The 18347-nt window shown below is 70.0% G+C and carries 12 protein-coding genes; 9 read left to right on the forward strand and 3 right to left on the reverse strand.

Features of this window, described 5'->3' with window-relative positions; all coding sequences use genetic code 11:
- Nucleotides 1–3: 3 nt before the first annotated feature.
- Both IG75_RS0119260 and IG75_RS0119265 read left to right on the forward strand, forming a co-directional pair.
- Nucleotides 4–498: an NUDIX domain-containing protein gene (locus tag IG75_RS0119260; RefSeq protein ID WP_051714723.1), complete on the forward strand. Its 495-nt coding sequence runs from the start codon at nt 4–6 to the stop codon at nt 496–498.
- Between the two features lie 94 nt (nt 499–592).
- Entirely contained in the window at nt 593–1189 is a 597-nt protein-coding gene (locus tag IG75_RS0119265; RefSeq protein WP_245713319.1) for a hypothetical protein, read from the forward strand.
- Nucleotides 1190–1206: 17 nt separating this feature from the next.
- Here IG75_RS0119265 and IG75_RS0119270 read toward each other — a convergent pair whose 3' ends face one another.
- The 3 genes from IG75_RS0119270 to IG75_RS0119280 all read right to left on the reverse strand — a co-directional run bounded on the left by IG75_RS0119270 (nt 1207) and on the right by IG75_RS0119280 (nt 3921).
- Nucleotides 1207–1950 (reverse strand): CPBP family intramembrane glutamic endopeptidase, encoded by a 744-nt coding sequence (locus IG75_RS0119270; RefSeq protein ID WP_030522683.1) that lies wholly within the window; start codon nt 1948–1950, stop codon nt 1207–1209.
- Between the two features lie 246 nt (nt 1951–2196).
- Nucleotides 2197–3150 (reverse strand): RluA family pseudouridine synthase, encoded by a 954-nt coding sequence (locus IG75_RS0119275; protein ID WP_030522682.1) that lies wholly within the window; start codon nt 3148–3150, stop codon nt 2197–2199.
- 63 nt (nt 3151–3213) lie between these two features.
- On the reverse strand, nt 3214–3921 hold the full coding sequence (locus IG75_RS0119280) for a siderophore-interacting protein (protein WP_030522681.1): 708 nt from the start codon (nt 3919–3921) through the stop codon (nt 3214–3216).
- A gap of 149 nt (nt 3922–4070) precedes the next feature.
- Here IG75_RS0119280 and IG75_RS0119285 point away from each other — a divergent pair, with 149 nt between their 5' ends.
- The 7 genes from IG75_RS0119285 (at nt 4071) to IG75_RS0119315 (ending at nt 18183) form a co-directional block, all read left to right on the forward strand.
- Nucleotides 4071–5924, forward strand: a complete 1854-nt coding sequence (locus tag IG75_RS0119285) for an ABC transporter ATP-binding protein (RefSeq protein WP_030522680.1) — start codon at nt 4071–4073, stop codon at nt 5922–5924.
- Nucleotides 5921–7657 carry an ABC transporter ATP-binding protein gene (locus IG75_RS0119290; protein WP_030522679.1) on the forward strand — a complete coding sequence of 579 codons (1737 nt, stop codon included), beginning with the start codon at nt 5921–5923 and terminating at the stop codon, nt 7655–7657. Before IG75_RS0119285 ends, IG75_RS0119290 begins: the two co-directional genes overlap by 4 nt.
- A 264-nt stretch (nt 7658–7921) precedes the next feature.
- On the forward strand, nt 7922–8974 hold the full coding sequence (locus tag IG75_RS0119295; protein WP_030522678.1) for an AMP-binding protein: 1053 nt from the start codon (nt 7922–7924) through the stop codon (nt 8972–8974).
- Nucleotides 8975–9480: 506 nt separating this feature from the next.
- Nucleotides 9481–10779, forward strand: coding sequence for a SidA/IucD/PvdA family monooxygenase (locus tag IG75_RS0119300; RefSeq protein WP_030522677.1), 1299 nt, complete (start codon nt 9481–9483; stop codon nt 10777–10779).
- A gap of 54 nt (nt 10780–10833) precedes the next feature.
- The gene (locus IG75_RS0119305; protein WP_030522676.1) at nt 10834–11775 is read left to right on the forward strand and encodes a methionyl-tRNA formyltransferase; all 942 of its coding nucleotides are present in this window, start codon (nt 10834–10836) and stop codon (nt 11773–11775) included.
- A gap of 67 nt (nt 11776–11842) precedes the next feature.
- Nucleotides 11843–16288, forward strand: a complete 4446-nt coding sequence (locus IG75_RS0119310) for a non-ribosomal peptide synthetase (protein ID WP_051714725.1) — start codon at nt 11843–11845, stop codon at nt 16286–16288.
- Between the two features lie 140 nt (nt 16289–16428).
- The gene (locus tag IG75_RS0119315) at nt 16429–18183 is read left to right on the forward strand and encodes a condensation domain-containing protein (protein ID WP_030522674.1); all 1755 of its coding nucleotides are present in this window, start codon (nt 16429–16431) and stop codon (nt 18181–18183) included.
- The last annotated feature ends 164 nt before the right edge of the window (nt 18184–18347 follow it).

The following is an 18347-nucleotide window of genomic DNA, read 5'->3' on the forward strand; positions in this document are numbered from 1 at the left end:
GCAGTGGCGACATCCGACGGGACGGACGCGGGGACGCGGGCCCGGCTGGCGGCCGGTGCGCTGTTCGTGCGCGCCGGCGCCGGGAGCGACGAGGTACTGCTGGTGCACAAGACGTACGGCATCGGCTGGGATATCCCGGGCGGTTATCTGGAGCCGGGCGAGTCTCCGGCGCAGGCCTGCCGGCGGGAGGTCGCCGAGGAACTCGGGATCGACCGGGCGCCCGGCCGGTTACTGGTGCACGATTGGGCGCCGAACCCCGGGGAGGGGGACAAGGTTCTCTATGTGTTCGACGGCGGCGGGCTCGACGATCGAGACATCGTCCTGCAGGCAGCGGAGCTGGACAGCTGGGAATGGGTCCGCGTGGACGGGCTGGACGAGCGTGTCGTGGCGCGGCTGAGCCGTCGGCTACAGGGTGCCCTCGCGGCCCGGGTACGCGGGGTGAGCCTGTATCTGGAGCGGGGCGTGGTCGTTCCGGAGACGTCCTTGCCGCCGAGGTGAGCGCTGTTCACCATGTGTGTTCCGACACCCGAAATGTGATATAGGGGAGGGCGGTTGACGTACCCCGGGTCCACGGCGCTACGGTGTACGAGCTATGAGGGACGCTGCGACAACGATTTCGGGGGCCTGGCGGCTCGACGACGGTACAGCGGTTGCTTTCCGCGATGCCGCGGTGGCTTGGGCGATGGCCGCGCACGAGGTGCTGGCCGAGACGGCGACGGAGTACGGATACTTCGTCACCGTGCAGGAACTCGCCGAGCGGGTGCAGGAGATGTCAGGGGTGCACACCGATGCCCCGACCCGCACCTGGATGGACGCGATCCTGCGCAAAGTCGCCCGGCGCTGCCACAATGCGGGCGAGCCGCCGCTCACGGCCCTGTGTGTGAAACGCAATCTGAAGGTCAGCGACAGTTACAAGTACGTGCTGGAGCTGGCGGCGCTACCGGTGCCGGCCGATATCGAAACCCACGCCGCGTACGCGCGCTGGGCCTGCTACGCGGCCCACGGTGCCGATGTGCCCGCGGACGGCGGCACCCCGCCGCTGATCCCGCGCGGTGGTAACGCCCGGCGGACGGTCGCCACCACCCGGACCGCCACAACCGCGCACAAACCGGAAACCGGAGCCCGCACGGTGGTGTGCTCCAGCTGTTTCATCCAGCTCCCGGCCACCGGTATCTGCGAACACTGCTGATCCGGCGGCCGGCGGGCTCACACCAGGGTCGTATGCCAGAGGAGCGCGGCGGTCAGGGCGCCGGCCCCATTGACCGCCCAGTGCAGGGCGATGGGTGCCAGCAGGCTGCCGCTGCGATGCCGTAGCCAGGTGAACACGACTGCGGCGGCCGCGGTCGCGGCGACGGCGATCAGCACCCCGGCGATCCGGCCGGCGGGCCCGCCGCCGATCAATTCGGACAGGCCCCGGTTACCCGCGGTGAGCCCGAGGGACGAGGCGATATGCCAGAGCCCGAAGAGCAGTGATCCGGCGGCGAAGACGCCCCGGGCGCCCCACGCCCGATCGAGGGTGCCGTGCAGGACCCCGCGGAAGGCGAGCTCTTCGGGGATCACCGTCTGCAGCGGGATCACGATCATCGAGGCGATGAGCGCGCCGGAGATGGTGGCGTAGCGATCGGCCAGGAAGAACGGGCGGGTCAGCGGGAGCGCGGCTCCGATGACCACCGCTGCCAGTACCACCCCGACCGCGCCGAGCGCGTATTTGGTCCCGGTCCGCCAGTGCCGGGGTGACAGGCCCAGCTCCGCCCAGTGCAGGCCGCGCCGGCGCATGAGACCCAGCAGCACCAGGGCGGCGATCGGCACGCTCACGATGTTCGCCCACGCGGTGGTGAAATGGGCGACCAGATTGGTGCAGGTGAGCACCACCACGACGACCGCCACATCGGCGTAGGCGTGGACTCGGGGGCGCGGAGCAGCTGTTTCCTCGGTAACCGGGTGGAGCATTCGGCCCAGTGTACGGACGGGCCGAGCGCCCGCGGTGCGGGCACGGACACGGCGCGGTGGGAAGTCGGGGTCGCAGGATCGGGGGGCGATGCCGGTCGTGGACGGCCGTGCGGCGTTGCCCGCCTCGTAGTCGGACGTCTTCCCGGCCGGCATTCGGCGCCGGCCCGGCTGATCGGGGAGCCGAATGGCCGTGATCCCGCGGTGGGGTTGGTTCGGAGTGATCGGCATCCGGTACGCCCCGGAGGCTCAGGGGCCGGGAGCGGCCTCTGTGCCTCCGGCCCAGCCCTGCGGATCGGTCCAGGCCTGCAGGCTGCGGTGACTGTCGAAGCGTCTGTTCTCGCCGGTCACCGGGTCGGTGAATTCGAGGGTGGCGGCCAGCAGCTGGAGCGGGCGAGTGAAATCGTCGACGGATTTATCGGTGATCACCGGATAGAAATCGTCGCCCAGGATGGGAATGCCCAGTGAGTTCATGTGCAGGCGCAACTGGTGGGTGCGTCCGGTCGCGGGGAACAGCCGGTAGCGGGCGATATCGCCGCGCCGTTCGATGAACTCGATCCGGGTCCGCGCGTTGGGCGCTCCGGCCACCTCCTGTGCGGCCAGAACGTGCTTCTCCTTGATGATGCGGCTTTCCAGGGACAGCGGGAAGACCAGTCCGCTGCGGTATCCGGCCACGGCCTCGTACTCCTTGCGGACCCGCTGCCGCTGGAACAGCGTCTGGTAGGCGCCGCGGCGGGCCGGGTCGACGACGAACAACACCAGACCGGCGGTGGCGCGGTCGAGACGATGCGCGGGGATCAGATCGGGCAGGTCGAGTTCACGGCGCAGCCGGACCAGGGCGGTCTGCAGGATATGACTGCCGCGCGGAATAGTGGCCAGGAAATGCGGTTTGTCGGCGACCAGGATGGTGTCGTCGCGGTAGACGATCGGCAGATCGAAGGGCACCGGTTTCTCGTCGGGCAGATCGCGATGGAACCAGACCGCGCCCCCGGGCGCGTAGGGCGCGTCGGGGGTGAGCGGCCCCGCCAGATCGACGATCTCGCCGGCATGCAGCATTTCGTCGATGCGCGCGGGATCGACGCGGGGCAGCCGATGGACCAGATGGTCGCGTACGGTCGCCCAGTCGCCTTCTTCGGGCAGCCGCAACCGGGCCGGGTCCAGCCCGAACCGCTTCGGCAGGGGCGGCTGCTGCCTTCTTCTCACCGGTCGCAGCATAGTCCGCGCGGGGCGGGCGCCGGCCGGGCCGCCCGCGGCCGGTGACGGCGGTTACTTCCAGTAGCCCTGGGCTTTGATCTGCGTTTTCGGCAGCCCATGGGTGGCCCGCAGGCTCTTCACGATGGCGCGGGTGCTCGCGGTGTCGCAGGCGACCCAGGCGAAGGCATCCGGGGCGACGGTGAGCTGTTCGGCCTGCTCGCGCATGGCGCGGCCGTCGTCGATGCGCTGGACCCAGGTGACTTCGTGGTGCGGTTTGTTGCGGACCGGCAGGCCGGTGTCCGATTCGTACTGCCATTCAAGCCAGACGCGGGCCGGGATGTCGCCGATCGATTCGAGCAGCGTGTTGATCGCCGGTAGGGAAGCGGAATCGCCGAAGATCACGTACTCGCCGGGTGCGGTCGCGGGCAGTTCGAACCTGGAACCCAGTACCGAGGTCTCGATGACATCGCCGACCTGCGCGCGTTCGGCCCACTGGCTGGCCGGTCCGCTGTGTACGGCGAACTCGATGTGGAAATGGTCGTTGTCGGGGTCCTGGTCGATGAGGGTGTAACCGCGGTGGTGCAATTTGTCGCTTTCGGCGTCGGGGATCCACAGCCGGATGAACTGCGTGGGGTGCACCGGGTGATCCGCCAGTAGACCGCCGGCGGTGAAGCCGATGCGGACGTACTTGTCGGTGAGCCGCTCCGTGGAGGTGACGGTCAGCCGGTAGTCGTCGGCCCGCCACACCTTCAGCATTACGCCATTACTGCCTCTTCCCATGGAGGTTAGCTTAACCTAAGTTTTCGCTGGGCTCAGTGCTTCCCGAGTGCGCCGGATTCGGGTGTCCATCAAGTTAGCCTTACCTACCTTTTTGGTCTTTGCTGTGTGAAGATGGTCGCGATTCAGCACAACGGCCGGAGGGCGAGGACATGACGGTGGAGGCCGCGCCGCTGACGGCGGCGGACACGGGGAATCGGCCCCCGCGGGCACAGCAGAAGGCGCAGAAACAACGGGAGGCGCAGGCGCGCAAGGAGATCCTGGCGCCGGTCAACGGGGCACTCACGGTGGCGAGTCTGATCGTCGCGGTGGCCTCGGTCGCCAATGTCGTGCCGTTCGTGCTGATAGTGGAAGCCTGCCGGGAATTACTGGCGGCCCGGGTCGACACCGATCGGGTCTGGACGCTGCTGTGGTCGGCGGTGCTCGTGCTGGTCGTCCGCGGTCTGCTGCAGGCGGTCGCGCTGAGCTGGTCCCATCACGTGGACGGTGGTTTCCAGCTCGCGGTACGGCGCTCGCTCGCCGACAAGCTCACCCGGGTACCGCTGGGCTGGTTCGGCGACCGCACCTCGGGGGACGTCAAGAAGTATCTGCAGGACGATGTCGAGGCGCTGCACTACCTGGTGGCCCACGCCCGGCTGGATTTCGTCGGCGGCGTGGTGGTCCCGGTGGTGACCCTGATCTACCTGTTCACGGTGGACTGGCGGCTCACCCTGGTGCTGCTGATCCCGCTGCTCGCCTATGGGATCTCGCTGAGCCGGATGATGGATCGGACCAGCCGGGACCGGCTCGCGGTGTACAGCCGCTGGGAGCGCCGGGTGCAGGCGGCCACCATCGAGTTCGTGGACGGTATCCAGGTGGTGCGGGCCTTCGGCCAGGCCGGTAAGGCCCATCACGAGTTCCAGGCCGCGGTCGACGGGCAGACCGCGGCGTTCACCCGGTGGAAGACGCCGATGATTCGATTGCAGGCCGTTTCCGACATCACGGTGGCTCCCGTCTTCGTGATGCTGGTGATCGTGGTCGCCGGGCTGGCGGCGGTCGGACTGGACCGGGCGCAGCCGCTGGACCTGCTGCCTTTCCTGCTCGTCGGGCTCGGGCTGGGGAGTTCGCTGCTGGGACTGGGTTACGGCGGAGAGGCGCTGCGGGCGGCCGGCGCGGCCGCGGTGCGGTTGTACGACCTGCAGCAGACCCCTGAACTGCAGAAGGGGGCGCCGGAGCCGGCGGGGGAGACCGGCGCCGCCGAACCCGGACTCGTCCGGTTCGAGGGTGTGTCCTTCGGCTACCGCGACGATCACCGGGTGCTGCGTGATATCGACCTGGAGCTGCGTCCCGGCACGCTCACCGCGCTGGTGGGGCCCAGCGGTTCGGGGAAGTCGACCCTGGCGAAATTGCTGCCCCGGTTCTACGACGTCGACGCCGGCCGGATCACCATCGGCGGGCGCGATATCCGCGATTTCGATAGCGACGAGCTGTACCGCACGATCGGATTCGTGTTCCAGGATGTCCGGCTCATCCGCGGCTCCGTCCGGGAGAATCTGCTGCTGGCCCGGCCCGACGCGGACGACGCCACACTGGAGCAGGCCGCCCGCGCGGCCCAGATCCACGACCGCATCACGGCGCTGCCCCGCGGCTACGACTCCGAGATCGGTGTGGACGCCAGTCTTTCCGGCGGTGAGGCGCAACGTCTCTCGATCGCACGGGCGCTGCTGGCCGACACTCCGGTGCTCGTCCTGGACGAGGCCACGGCCTTCGCCGATCCGGAATCGGAGGCGGCGGTCCAGGACGCGCTGGCCCGGCTGGTGGCCGGGCGCACCGTTCTGGTGATCGCGCACCGCTTGCACACCATCACCGGCGTCGACCGGATCCTCGTGCTGGACAACGGTGTTCTGGTGGAGCAGGGCGAGCACGCGCGGTTGCGGTCCGCGGGCGGCACCTATCAGCGGTTGTGGGAGATCAACGAGGCCGCGGTGGGCGCGGTCGCGACGGCGGAGAGCGTGGAGATCCGATGATCAAGAAGTTGCTCGCGCTGGTCCCCGCGGAGTTCTCCCCGCTCACCCCGAAACTCTTCGCGGCGATCCTCGCCCAGGCACTGTGCCAGGCACTGGCCTATCTGCTGCTGGTGCCCGTGCTCGAAGCGCTGTTCGGCGATGATCTGCCGCGCGCCTGGTTCTGGGCGCTGCTGATGCTGGTCGCGGTCGGCGCGGTGGCCGTATTCGGCTATCTGCAAACCATTTTCGGGTTGCGGATCGCGGTGGGGATGCAGCGCGGGCTGCAGACCCGGATCGGTGATCATCTCAACGCGCTCCCGCTGGGATGGTTCGAAACCCACGGCGCCGGGTCGCTGTCGCGGCTGACGGTCGAGAACGTGCGCGAGATCCAGCAGGCCCTCGCCTATCTGATGGCCAAAGTGCTGAACAGCGTCGTGGTGCCGCTGGGGGTCGCGGTGGGGATGCTGTTCGTGGACTGGCGGATTTCGCTGGCCATGCTGTTGTCGGCTCCGGTCCTGCTGGTGGTGAACAACCTCGCGGCGCGGTCGTACGCGGCCGCGGATGCCCGTGCGCACACCGCCGCGGCCGAGGCCGATGCCCGGGTGGTGGAGTTCGCGCAGGCCCAGCCGGTGCTGCGCTCGCTGGGCGCGGTCGGCGCGGGTAACCGCGCACTCGATTCCGCGCTGGCCGCCCAGAAATCGGCCTCGACGCGGGTGCTGTTCGCTTCGGTCCCCGGGCTGATGGTCTTCTCGCTGTGCGTGCAGGCGGTGTTCCTGGTGCTCGCGTACCTCGTGGTGAACCGGGTGACCGGCGGGTCCCTCTCGGTGCCGGCGGCGATCGCGCTCATCGCGGTGAGCGCGCGGTTCATCGAACCGCTCAACCTGGCCGCCCAGCTGGGCAATGGACTGCGGGGGGCGGCGGCCGCGGTCGACCGGCTCACCGAACTATTGAACGAGCCGACCCTGCCGGAAGCGACGGAGCCGGTCACGCCCGGTGCGCCGGGCGTGGAGTTCGACGAGGTCGGCTTCTCCTACCGCCCCGGTGAACCGGTGCTGTCCGGATTGACGTTCGGCGTCGCGCCCGGCACCACCACGGCGGTGGTCGGCCCGAGCGGGGCGGGAAAGACCACGCTGCTGCGCTTGGCCGCGCGCTTCTACGACGCGGATTCCGGCCGGGTCCGTGTGGGCGGGCACGATGTGCGTGACCAGCCGTCGGAGACTTTGCTGAATCAGTTGTCGCTGGTGTTCCAGAACGTCTACCTGTTCGACCGGTCGGTGGCCGAGAACATCCGGATCGGCCGGCTCGACGCCACCGACGAGGAGGTACGGCGGGCCGCCGAGGCGGCGCGGGTGGACGAGATCGTCCGGCGACTACCCGACGGCTACGACTCCTCGGTCGGAGAGGGCGGCGCCCGGCTGTCCGGTGGTGAGCGGCAACGGGTTTCTATCGCGCGGGCCCTCCTGAAGGACGCGCCGATCGTCCTGCTGGACGAGGCGACCAGCGCGCTGGACCCGCACAGCGAGGCCTCGGTGGTGCGCGGGATCCACGAGCTCACGAGAGGTAAGACGGTGATCGTGGTCGCGCACCGGCTGGCCACGATCGCGCACGCCGATCAGATCCTCTTCCTGGACGGTGGCCGGATCGTCGAACGCGGTACCCATGCCGAACTGCTGGAACTCGGCGGCCGCTACGCCGACTTCTGGAACGAACGATCCAGGGCCGGGGGCTGGCGGCTGGAACAGACTGTCGGATAAGCGGTTCGGGTGCCGGGGCGCGGCGGCCGGGCCGTAGGCGTGTCCCCGGTAACCGGCCCGGAACAGTGTGTTAGCTTAGCCTAAGCAATTCTTATCCCTATTATGCGAATGCGCGGTCTGGAGAATCGCGCTCTCGCACTGTAAGGTAACCCTAAGCTAATGCGTGACAGTGGTTCGGCCGAGGCCGTACCGAGCAGTACAGGAGGCCAGGTGACCGGACCGTTCGTGGTCGCCGCCTTCGCTGCCCGTAGCAGGAGGTGACTGATGACCGTCGTCGACGATATCAGGAGTGTCGAACCGCTGGCAGTGGCCGGCCCGACGGGCGTCGAGCGCGAGCGAATTCTCGGGGAGTGGGCCACCGGCGTCGAGCCCTATGACGTCTCCGCGCTGGTCACCGTGATCCGGCACGGCCATATGGTCCCCTCGGGCCGATCGGCGGCGCGCTGCGCGGACGAGCAGCTCACCTACGGCGATCTCTTCGACGGTCTCGACCGGTTCCGCGGCGTGCACCGCTCCTCCGCGGCGCCCACCGCCAGCGGTGTCGCGGCGCTGCTGGCCGAATTCATCACCGCCTCCCGGGTCGGCGTCGGCCGCTTCGGCCGGGCCGGCCTGCTGCTGGGGGCCGACGCCCTCGCGGTGGCCGTCGCCGATCGCCGCTGCGTGGCCGCCGACCGCCGGCTGCGCCGGTTCGATCCGGCGGCCCGGCCCGCGGACGTGCGACTGCTGGCGCTGCCCTGGGGCGATCCGCAGAACGCGGTGGACCTGCTGGCGGCGTGGTCGGCCGGGGCGTCGGTGGTGGTGCCGACCGAGACCCAGCGCCGGGACCCGGCGCTGCTGGCCGGGCTGATCGAAACCCACGGGGTCACCCAGGTCGTCGCGGACGCCGAACTGCCGGTGCTGCTGATGGCCGAGGGCGTCGACCGGTTGCCGACCGTGGCCCGCTGGGATCTCGTCGGCACCTACGGTGGCTCGGCACCGGCCGAAGCGGTGCGCTGCCTGTCGCCGGAGGCCGTGGCCACCGTCGCGTTCCATTCGGTCGCCTACCTCGGGGCGGTCTCCCGGGGGCCGCTCGCGCCCACCGGCTGGACCCGGCCGGTGCCGGGGGCGAAGGTGCTGCCCCTCGACGAGGGTCGGTTGGTGCCGCCCGGCGTGGTGGGCGATATCCATGTGGGCGGTCGCGCGCTCGCCGCCGAACTGGCCGCCGGCCACGACCGGGAATCCTTCGTGGCCGATCCCTTCGAGCCCGGGGCCCGGCTGTTCCGGACATCGCACCGCGGGTGGTGGACCCCGGAAGGCCGGTTGATCATCGAGTCGTGACCCGGTCCGGCCGGTGCCGGATCGGACGGGTAGTCACGGTGAGCGAAGCGCCGGGCCGGGGTGCGGCCGAAGATGTTCCGCCGGGCCGGTTCGCGGCCGAGTTCTCTTGCCGAGGCGGTTTGCGGCAGGGGTTTTTGCCGAGCCGGTCGGTTCCGGTCCTCGGCCTACGGGTCTGACCGTTGTTATTGCTTGCCGGTTCGTGGCGCAGTCGTGTCGATATCCACCGCCGCCGCGCCCTCCGCGCGAAATGCTCCGACCCCGTTCCGGCCCGGCCGCAGTGGTCTGATTCGGCGGAAACCGGTACCGGTAGTAGGGGTGCCGAGTGGAGAGCAGCGCCCGGACCTGTGGTTTCACGAATTCCCTGACTTAGGCGGCCGTTTCGCGAGCGTATCCATGTAAGGTAAGCCTATGCGAAGTCGGGTGGATCGGATCGCGCCTGTGTGCGATCGCCACCACGCCGTATGAGGCGCGACGCCATGGGGTTGTCGGGAAAGTTGGGAGAACCAGTGGACAGACTTCTGGTCGTCGGTGCGGGTCCGAAAGCCATGGCGGTAGCTGCCAAAGCGTATGTGTTGCGGGAGCTGGGATTGCCCGCGCCGCGGGTCACCGTCGTGGAACCGCATGCGGTGGGCGGGAACTGGCTGGCCGCGGGTGGCTGGACCGACGGCAGGCATCGGTTGGGGACGAGCCCGGAGAAGGATATCGGTTTCCCCTACCACTCGACCTGGGCGCGTGGTCACAACCACGCGGTCAACGAGGCCATGATGGCGTTCGGATGGACGGCTTTCCTGGTCGAGCGCGGCACCTACGCCGAATGGGTCGACCGCGGCCGGCCGAGCCCGGAACACAATCTGTGGGCGAAATACCTGCAGTGGGTGGCGCGCCGATCCGGCGTCGATATCCTGCGCGGCCGGGTGCGGACCATTCGCGCCGACGGGGCGGGTTGGCGGGTCACGGTGGCCGATGCCGAGGGCGCCGCGGTGGAAACCGCCGCCGACCGGCTGATGATCACCGGACCGGGCGACAGCCGGCGTGCCCTCGCGCAGCACCCGAAAGTGCTGAGTATCGCCGATTTCTGGGATCTCGCCGGGCGGCGGCAGCTGCCGGTGTCCTCGCGGGCCGCGGTGATCGGCGGCGGCGAGACCGCCGGATCGGCCATGGACGAACTGGTCCGCCACGATGTGCTGACCGTCTCGGTGATCTCGCCCGGGGCGACCATCTACACACGTGGCGAGAGCTATTTCGAGAACTCCCTGTTCAGCGATCCCGCGAAATGGCGGGCCCTGAGTATCGCCGAACGCCGGGATGTGGTGCGGCGCACCGACCGCGGGGTGTTCTCGGTGCGGGTGCAGGAGTCGCTGCTCGCGGACAACCGGGTGCACCACCTGCAGGGCCGGGTGGTGCGGGTGGCCGATCAGGGCGACGGCGTCGCGCTGACTCTGCGCAACGAGTCCCGTCCCGACCAACTGCACGCCTTCGACCTGGTCGTGGACGCGACGGGTGGGCAGCCGCTGTGGTTCCTGGACCTTTTCGACGAGGAAGCCGCCGATCTGCTCGAACTGGCCGTCGGGGGGCCGCTCACGCAGGCCAGGATCGAGGCGGTGATCGATCACGATCTGTCGGTGGACGGATTGCCCGCGAAGTTGTACCTGCCGAATATGGCCGGTCTGGCGCAGGGGCCGGGCTTTCCGAATCTCAGCTGCCTGGGCGAGCTTTCGGACCGGATTCTGGCGAACTCACCCGCGACGGTGTCCGCGTCCGGGGTGTCGGGCGTGCGGCCCGGTACCCACCCGGCGGGTATCTGAAACTAGGCTAGGCTAGCCTTACTTTTATCGGCTATATGAGGATGAGGTTGGTTCATGCGTATCGTCTCGTTCGGGTTCCAGACCTGGGGGCGAAAGACTCTGCAGGCGCTGATCGACTCGGAGCACGAGGTCGTGCTCGCGGTCACCCACCCCGCCAGTGAAGACTCCTACAAGGGGATCTGGTCGGATTCGGTGGAAGAGCTCGCCCGCGAACACGGTATCCCCGTCCAGCTGACCGAACGGGCCGATGCCGAGACCATCGACCTGGTCAAACGCGCCGAACCGGACGTCATCGTGGTGAACAGCTGGTACACCTGGATGCCGCCGGAGCTGTACACCATGCCCACCCACGGCACCCTCAATCTGCACGATTCGCTGCTGCCGAAATTCACCGGTTTCTCCCCGGTGCTGTGGGCGCTGATCAGCGGCGCCTCCGAATTCGGTCTGACGGTGCACCGGATGGACGAGCAACTCGACACCGGCGATATCCTCGTCCAGCATTCGCTGCCCATCGGACCGCGCGCCACGGGTACCGAATTGGTGCTGGCCGGTATGGAACTCATTCCCGGCGCGGTGCACGAGGCGCTGGAAGCGCTCGCCTCCGGCACCGCGCAGTGGCGGCCGCAGGACAAAGCCGCGCGCACCTACTTCCACAAGCGGTCCGACCGCGACAGTCGTCTCGATTGGGCCTGGTCCGCGGTGGACCTCGAGCGATTCGTGCGGGCCCTGTCGGCGCCGTACCCGCGGGCGTTCAGCCACTACCGGGGCGAGCGGATCGAGGTACTGGCGGCCGAGGTGTCCGCCGCCCGCTACGGCGGCACCCCGGGCCGGGTCATCGTGCAGGAGAACGGCGGCGTCGTGGTGTGTGGACCCGAAGCCCATCGCGGTGACAACCACGGCCTGCTGATCACCCGGGTCAGTACCGCCGACGGAACCGAACACAGTGGCGCCGAATTCTTCCGGCGCGGTGGGTATCTGACCGACACGCCGGAATGACCCGGTCCAGCCGGTGCGCCCGCGCCGGCCGCACGGAAACGAACCAGTTCACGGGCCGAAGGGAATCATGTCGATCATCGCCAACGACGCGAATCACGAGGCCCGTCACGTCGAGACCGTTCCATCGGGACCGCTGGCGCCGCGGCGTCCGTTGTCGGCCGGGCAGCGCCGCGCCTGGTACCTGCAGACCCGCGATCCCGACGACAGCACGCTGAACGTTCCGGTGGGGTACCGGATGCGCGGCGCCCTCGATACCGAACGACTCTGCGCGGCGGTGGAGTCGATCGTCGAACGCCAGGAGGTGCTGCGCACCACCTATGGGCTGGGCGCCGACGGTGAGCCCTACCGGGTGGTGCGCGCGGATCTGCCCTTCCAGTGGCACGAACACGATCTGACCGCACTGGCCGAGGAAGCCGCCCGCCGCCGGGTCGAGGTGCTGACGCGGCGCGCGCTGGCCCGGCCCTTCGACCTGGCCGGTGAGGCGCCGCTGCGGATAATGCTGATCCGCCGGGGCGTACAGGATCATCTGCTGCTGCTGGTGGCGCACACCATCGCCTGGGACGACGTATCGGCGTCGGTTTTCGCCGCCGAGTTGACCGCGGAGTACAACGGCACCGCGCCGCCGGCCGGGCCCGGGGAGCGGCCGGCCGAACCGGACGTGGACGGCGGCGGTATGCAGTACTGGCGCCGGACGCTGCACCCGCTGCCCGAACCGCTGGAACTGCCGGGCAAACCCGCCGCGCGGTCGACGGGTCCGGATACCGTGGGGCACACCGCGGTTCCGCTACCCCCTGATCTGCTCGGCCGGATACGGGCGACCGCGGCCGCGCACGACGTGGACGATCACGCGGTGCTACTCGGCGCGTTCGCCGTACTGATCCATCGCTATACGGCCACCGGCGATTTCCTGGTCGCCGTCCCTGCCGATCTGCGCGGTCCGCGCGAAACCGGAACGATCGGATACTTCGGCAACACCGTGCTCGTCCGGGCCGTGCCGCGACCGGCGGATACCTTCGCCGAGTTCCTGGGCCGGATCGCCGGCACGGTGGCGGCGGGCCACGAGCACCGGCATATCGGCATCGATCGGGTGGTCCACGCGCTCAACCCCGACCGCACCGGCGCACGAGACGGCTTGCAGCAGATGGCCCGGGTCGGTTTCGGGGTACGCCCGCCGGTCGCGCTCCCCGACCTCGACGGTGTCACCACCACACTGGAAACCTTCGGCTCGCCGGTCGTGCCGGTTCCGCTGCGGGTGACGGTGGTGCTCGATCCGCGGCAGCCGCGAGTGGAAGCCGATCACCGGCTCGCCCAGCTGGACGGGCGACTGGCCGAACAGATGCTCGCGCACTACATCCAGTTGCTAGGCAGCGTGACGGAGGATCCGCGGGTCCGGCTGGGCGAGGTCGACCTCTTCGGCGCGGGGGACCGGGCCCGGTTGCTGGCGCGCTCACACGGCGAACTGGTCCCGGCCGGTGCCACGACCCTCGTATCGCTGTTCGAGGACCGGGCCGCTCGCGCCGGCACCGCCACCGCGGTGGTGGCGCCCGGCACGGACGGCGCACCCGATCTCGAACTGACCTATGCCGAGCTGAACATCCGCGCGAACCGCCTGGCACGCTGGTTCGCCGCGCGGGGGATCGGGCCCGAGGACCTGGTCGCCCTGCGTATCGCCAACTCCACCGAATTCGTGGTGGCGGTGCTGGCGGTGCTGAAGGCGGGCGCCGCCTATCTCCCCATCGACCCGTCCTACCCGGACAAGCGCATCGACTTCCTGGATGCCGACGCCCGGCCGCGGCTGGTGCTCGGCCGGGCGGAGTTGGCGGCCGCGGAGGCGGACGCCGGGGAACTGGCGGGGCACGACCTCGGCGACGCCGAACGCGTACGGCCGTTACGGCCCGGCAACCTGGCCTATGTCATCTACACCTCGGGTTCGACCGGAAATCCGAAGGGCGTCGAGGTCTCGCACGCCGCGATCGCCGACCATCTGATCGGGTTCGCCGCCGAATGGGATATGACCGCGGCCGACCGGCTGCTGCAGACCTCGTCGGTGAGTTTCGACGCCTCCCTGCTCGATATCTTCGTGACGTTGTCGCTCGGCGCCTGCATGGTGGTGCCCGAACCCGACGCGCTGCGCGATATCCCCTACCTATCGGACCTGATCACCCGGCACGGGGTGACCGTCCTGCACATGGTGCCGTCGTTGCTGAGCACCTTCCTGATGCTGCCCGAGGCGACCGAATGGCGGGCGCTGCGCCGGGTCCCGGTCGGCGGTGAGGCGCTGCTCGGGGAGGTGGCCGACCGGTTCGCCGGCGTCTTCGACGCCGAACTGCGCAACCACTACGGGCCGACCGAGGGCGTGGTCTCGGCCACCCATCTCACGGTGCGGGGGCCACAGGGCACCCGGATCGTGCCGGTCGGTGTACCCAACCGCAATGTCTACGTCTACCTGCTGGACCACCGGCTGCAGCTGGTTCCCGACGGGGTGATCGGGGAGATCTATCTCGGCGGTGGGCAGTTGGCCCGCGGCTATCTGCACCGCTGCGGGCTGACCGCCGAGCGGTTCGTGGCCGATCCCTTCCTGCCCGGGCAGCGGCTGTATCGGACCGGTGATCTGGCGCGGCGCAACAGCGCGGGGGAGCTCGAATTCGTCGGCCGCGCCGACGAACAGGTCAAAATGCGGGGCTACCGGATCGAATCGGGCGAGGTGCAGGCGGCTCTCTCCGCGCATCCCGGTGTCGGTGCCTGCGCCGTGGTGGCCTACCAGGACCCGGCGACCGGCACCGCGCTGGCGGCCTACCTGGTCCCTGCCGCGGGTGAGCTGGACGCGGCCGAGATCCGGGCGTACGCGGCGCGCTCACTACCCGGCTACATGCTCCCCACCGCCTGGGCGGTGATCGACGAGATCCCACTGACCGAACACGGCAAGCTCGACAAACGGGCCTTGCCGACGCCGCGGCGGCTCGGGACCGCGGCGGCCCGGCCGCCGGGCACGCCCACCGAGGCCCGGCTCGCCGCCCTGTTCGAGGAGCTCTTCGGGTGTGCGGGGGTGGGCGCGCACGATTCGTTCTTCGAACTGGGTGGGCATTCGCTGCTCGCGAATCGCCTGGTGCTGTCGGTGCAACGGGAATTCGGTGTCGTGGTCGACGTCCGGGCGTTGTTCGACGAGCCGACCGTGGCCGGTCTGGCGGCACTCGTGGACGCCGGCCCGGTGCGCGGAACCGGTCGTCCCGAACTGGACCGCGGGCCCCGGCCCGAGCGGATCCCGCTGTCCTACAACCAGCGCGCGGCCGCCGGGCCCGGCGTGGTCCGGGCGGCGGTGCGCCTGGCCGGTCCACTGGATCGCGCCGCGCTGACCGCGGCATTCGGTGATGTGTACGCGCGGTACGAGATCCTGCGCACGGTGATCGTGGGTGGCGGCGCGACGGGGTACCAGGTGGTGCTGCCGGAACTGCCGCCCGAGCTACCGGCCGCCGACCTCCCCGAGAGCGATTTGGCCGATGTCCTCGCCGCGCCGGTGGTATTCGATCGGGCGACCGGTCCGCTGGTGCGGCCGCGACTCTTCGTGCTCGGCGCGGACCGGCACGTACTCGTGCTCACCGCCGATCGGCTGGTGGCCGACGACCGGTCGCTGCGTATCGTGCTCGCCGATCTGGCCACGGCCTATCGCAGCCGGGTGGGCGCCGGGGCGGCGCCGCGATGGTCGGGCCCGGCCATCGACTACGCCGACTACACCCTGTGGCAACTGGCGGTCGCCGAATCGGCGGGGCCGCAGCTGGAGCAGTGGCGCGCCGCGCTCGCCGGATTGCCCGCGGTGGCGACTCCGGGCGTGCCGGAACTGGTCCGGTCGGCGGAGTTCGAGGTGACCGCGGGCCTGCGCCGCCGGTTGCGGGCCCACGCCGAAACGGTGGGGGCCTCGGAGTACATGCTCTATCAGGCGGTGGTGGCGGCCCTGCTGTACGGCCACGGCGCGGGAGTGGACATCGCGCTGGGCGCGCCGTTGTCGGGGCGGGCCGACAGCACGGTGGCCGAAGTGGTCGGGCCGCTGTCCGCGATGGTGGTGCTGCGCCACGATCTGTCGGGTGACCCGACCCTGCGCACAGTGCTCGACCGGGCCCGGGCGACCGCGCTCGGGATCTACGGCCGTCAGGACATGGTGGTCGACGGGATCGCCGCCGCCGTCCATCCGGACCGGTCTCCGTACGACCTGTGCCGTGCCGTGGTCGAATTCGGTGAGCAGTCGTGGCCGGACCGGGTCTGGCTGGGCGACGAGGTGGAAGGCCGGATACTGGACACCGGCGCGGCACACGCGCATCGGCTGGTCTTCGCGTTCGCTTCCACGGTCGCGGGGGATCTGCGGGTGACCGTGCGGACCGCCGCGGCGCTGTCCGGCGCGGACGGGGTGGAATCGCTGTCGCGGCAGCTCCGGCAGCTGCTGGCGGCCTTCGTCGACGCGCCGGATGTCCCGGTGTCGGAGGCGGTTGCGCTCGGCGATACGACCTCCGGCGGCTTCTGACCCTGGTGTGTTCCGGATTATGGCGTGAAGTCTCCACAACGCTTCCGGCATCGTTTAGGATAGGCTAACTTACCTCGGCGGGGCGCCGACACCGCTGTTCGTGCCCCTCGGGGTTTCGATCGGTGAGCTCGAGGATCGCAATGCCAGATTCGCTTGTGCAGCAGACGGTTACGCAGGAAACCGCCGGGGTACGCCCGGGGTCCGAGCGGGCCGGAGTGGGGCGCGCGGTGCCGCTGTCGCTGTCCCAACAGGCGGCGCTGCTACCGGAGCGGCTGCACGGTCCGGCCGGCCGAGGCGGGTCGCCGGTGCCGAATCTGTTCGTCGCGGTCGAGATCACCGGGGCGCTGGATCCCGTCGCGCTCGAGCGGGCGGCGGCGGCCCTGCTCGCCGAGCACGAGATCCTGCGCAGTGTCTTCCCCGACGACCGGCGCCTGCCGTATCAGAAACCGTTGCCCGTGCCGGAATCGGTGCTGGAGATCGTGCCGGGCACGACCGAGGAGGCCGCGCTGGTCGCGGCCCTCGCCGGCGACGCCGGGCACCGCTTCGACCCGGTACGGCGGATCCCGCTGCGGATGCGGCTGTACCGGCTCGCAAGACGCGATGTCCTCACTGTCGCCGCGCATCCGGTCGCGGCGGACAACCGCGCTCTGGACCTGATCGTCGCCGGCCTGTTCGCCCGCTGTACCGGTGAAAACGTGGAGGTCGAGGGGCAGTATCGCGATTTCGCCGCCGCCCAGCTGCGTCATCTCGCCGCGACCGCGACGGACGATCCGGCACTTGCCTATTGGACCGAGCGGCTTTCCGGCGCTCCCGAGCGGACGCCTGTCATCACCGTGGGCGCGGGCGGCGGTCTCGCGCATCGCACGGTGGAACTGCCCGCGGAGACCGTCGCGGCGCTGACTGTTCCCGGGGCGCCGAGCGCACCGCTGCTCGCGCTGGCGGCCGCCGCCCTGCGCGGCGCCGGCCTCGGCGACGATATCGTCGTCGGACTCGCCGACCCGGCGCGCACCGCGGAATCGGCGCAGGTAATCGGGAATTTCACCAACTATCTGGCGATACGCCTGGATGCCGCGAGCGGCACCGCGCGGGATTCGATCGACCGGGCGGCCGCGGCCGTCGCGGCGGCGAACGAATACCCCGGCCCGCGGATCGAACGACTGACCCATCTGCTGCGCGGGCACGCGGTGCCGGCCGAGGGCGGTGTGTTCCAGGCGCAGGTGCAGATCCGTGCCGAGGGCGCTCTCGCGCTGGAGGGGCACGGGTTGTCCGTCCGCGAGATCGGGCGGCAGGTGGCGCGTCCGTACGGTGTGGACATCGTCTTCGATATCGTGCCGGCGGCCGACGGTTCCGCCGCGGTGCATATCGTCTTCCCGCCGCAGCTGGCCGGTCGGCCGGAGATCGATGGTTTCGCCGCCGGATTCGCGCAGCGGGCCGCCGCCTGGGCCGCGGATCCCGGTACCCCGATCGGTGTCGACGACGCCGCGCCCGCCTTGTTCGCCGCGGCGACCGCGGGATTCGTATTCATGACCTCCGGTCTGGGCGGTCCGCCGCAGTCGGACGCCGAGCGGGTGATCGCCGCGGCGATCCGCACGGTGCTCGACCTGGACGAAGAAGATGAGATCGGCCGGGAGGACACCTTCTTCTCGCTCGGCGGCGACAGTATCGCGGCGCTGCGCATGGTGACCGATCTGGCCGAGCAGGGGTACGCGCTCGATGTGCAGACCGTTTTCGGCCATCCGGCCGTGCACGATCTGGCACGGCAGCTCGAGCGTGAGGAGACCCGCTCCGGCGCCGGCGCGGAGGCGGAACAGGCTCCCGCGGTGGCGCCGATGGGCGCATCGGGTCTGGACGCGGCGACCTTGAGTGCGCTGGGGAAGAAGTTCGGCGCTCGGTGAGCGACCCCGGGTGATCGCGCCCGGAGCCTCGCGGTAGTTCCGGCGCCGGTTCTATTCCGGTGTCTTGGCAGGTGAATCGGACTTTCCGGGCCGATTTCCGGTGCTGATCGGGAGGTTCCCCACTAGTGGGCATCTCCGCTATTGTTAGGCAAGGCTTGCCTATA

Source organism: Nocardia rhamnosiphila NBRC 108938, from assembly GCF_000720425.1.
GTDB lineage: Bacteria > Actinomycetota > Actinomycetes > Mycobacteriales > Mycobacteriaceae > Nocardia > Nocardia rhamnosiphila.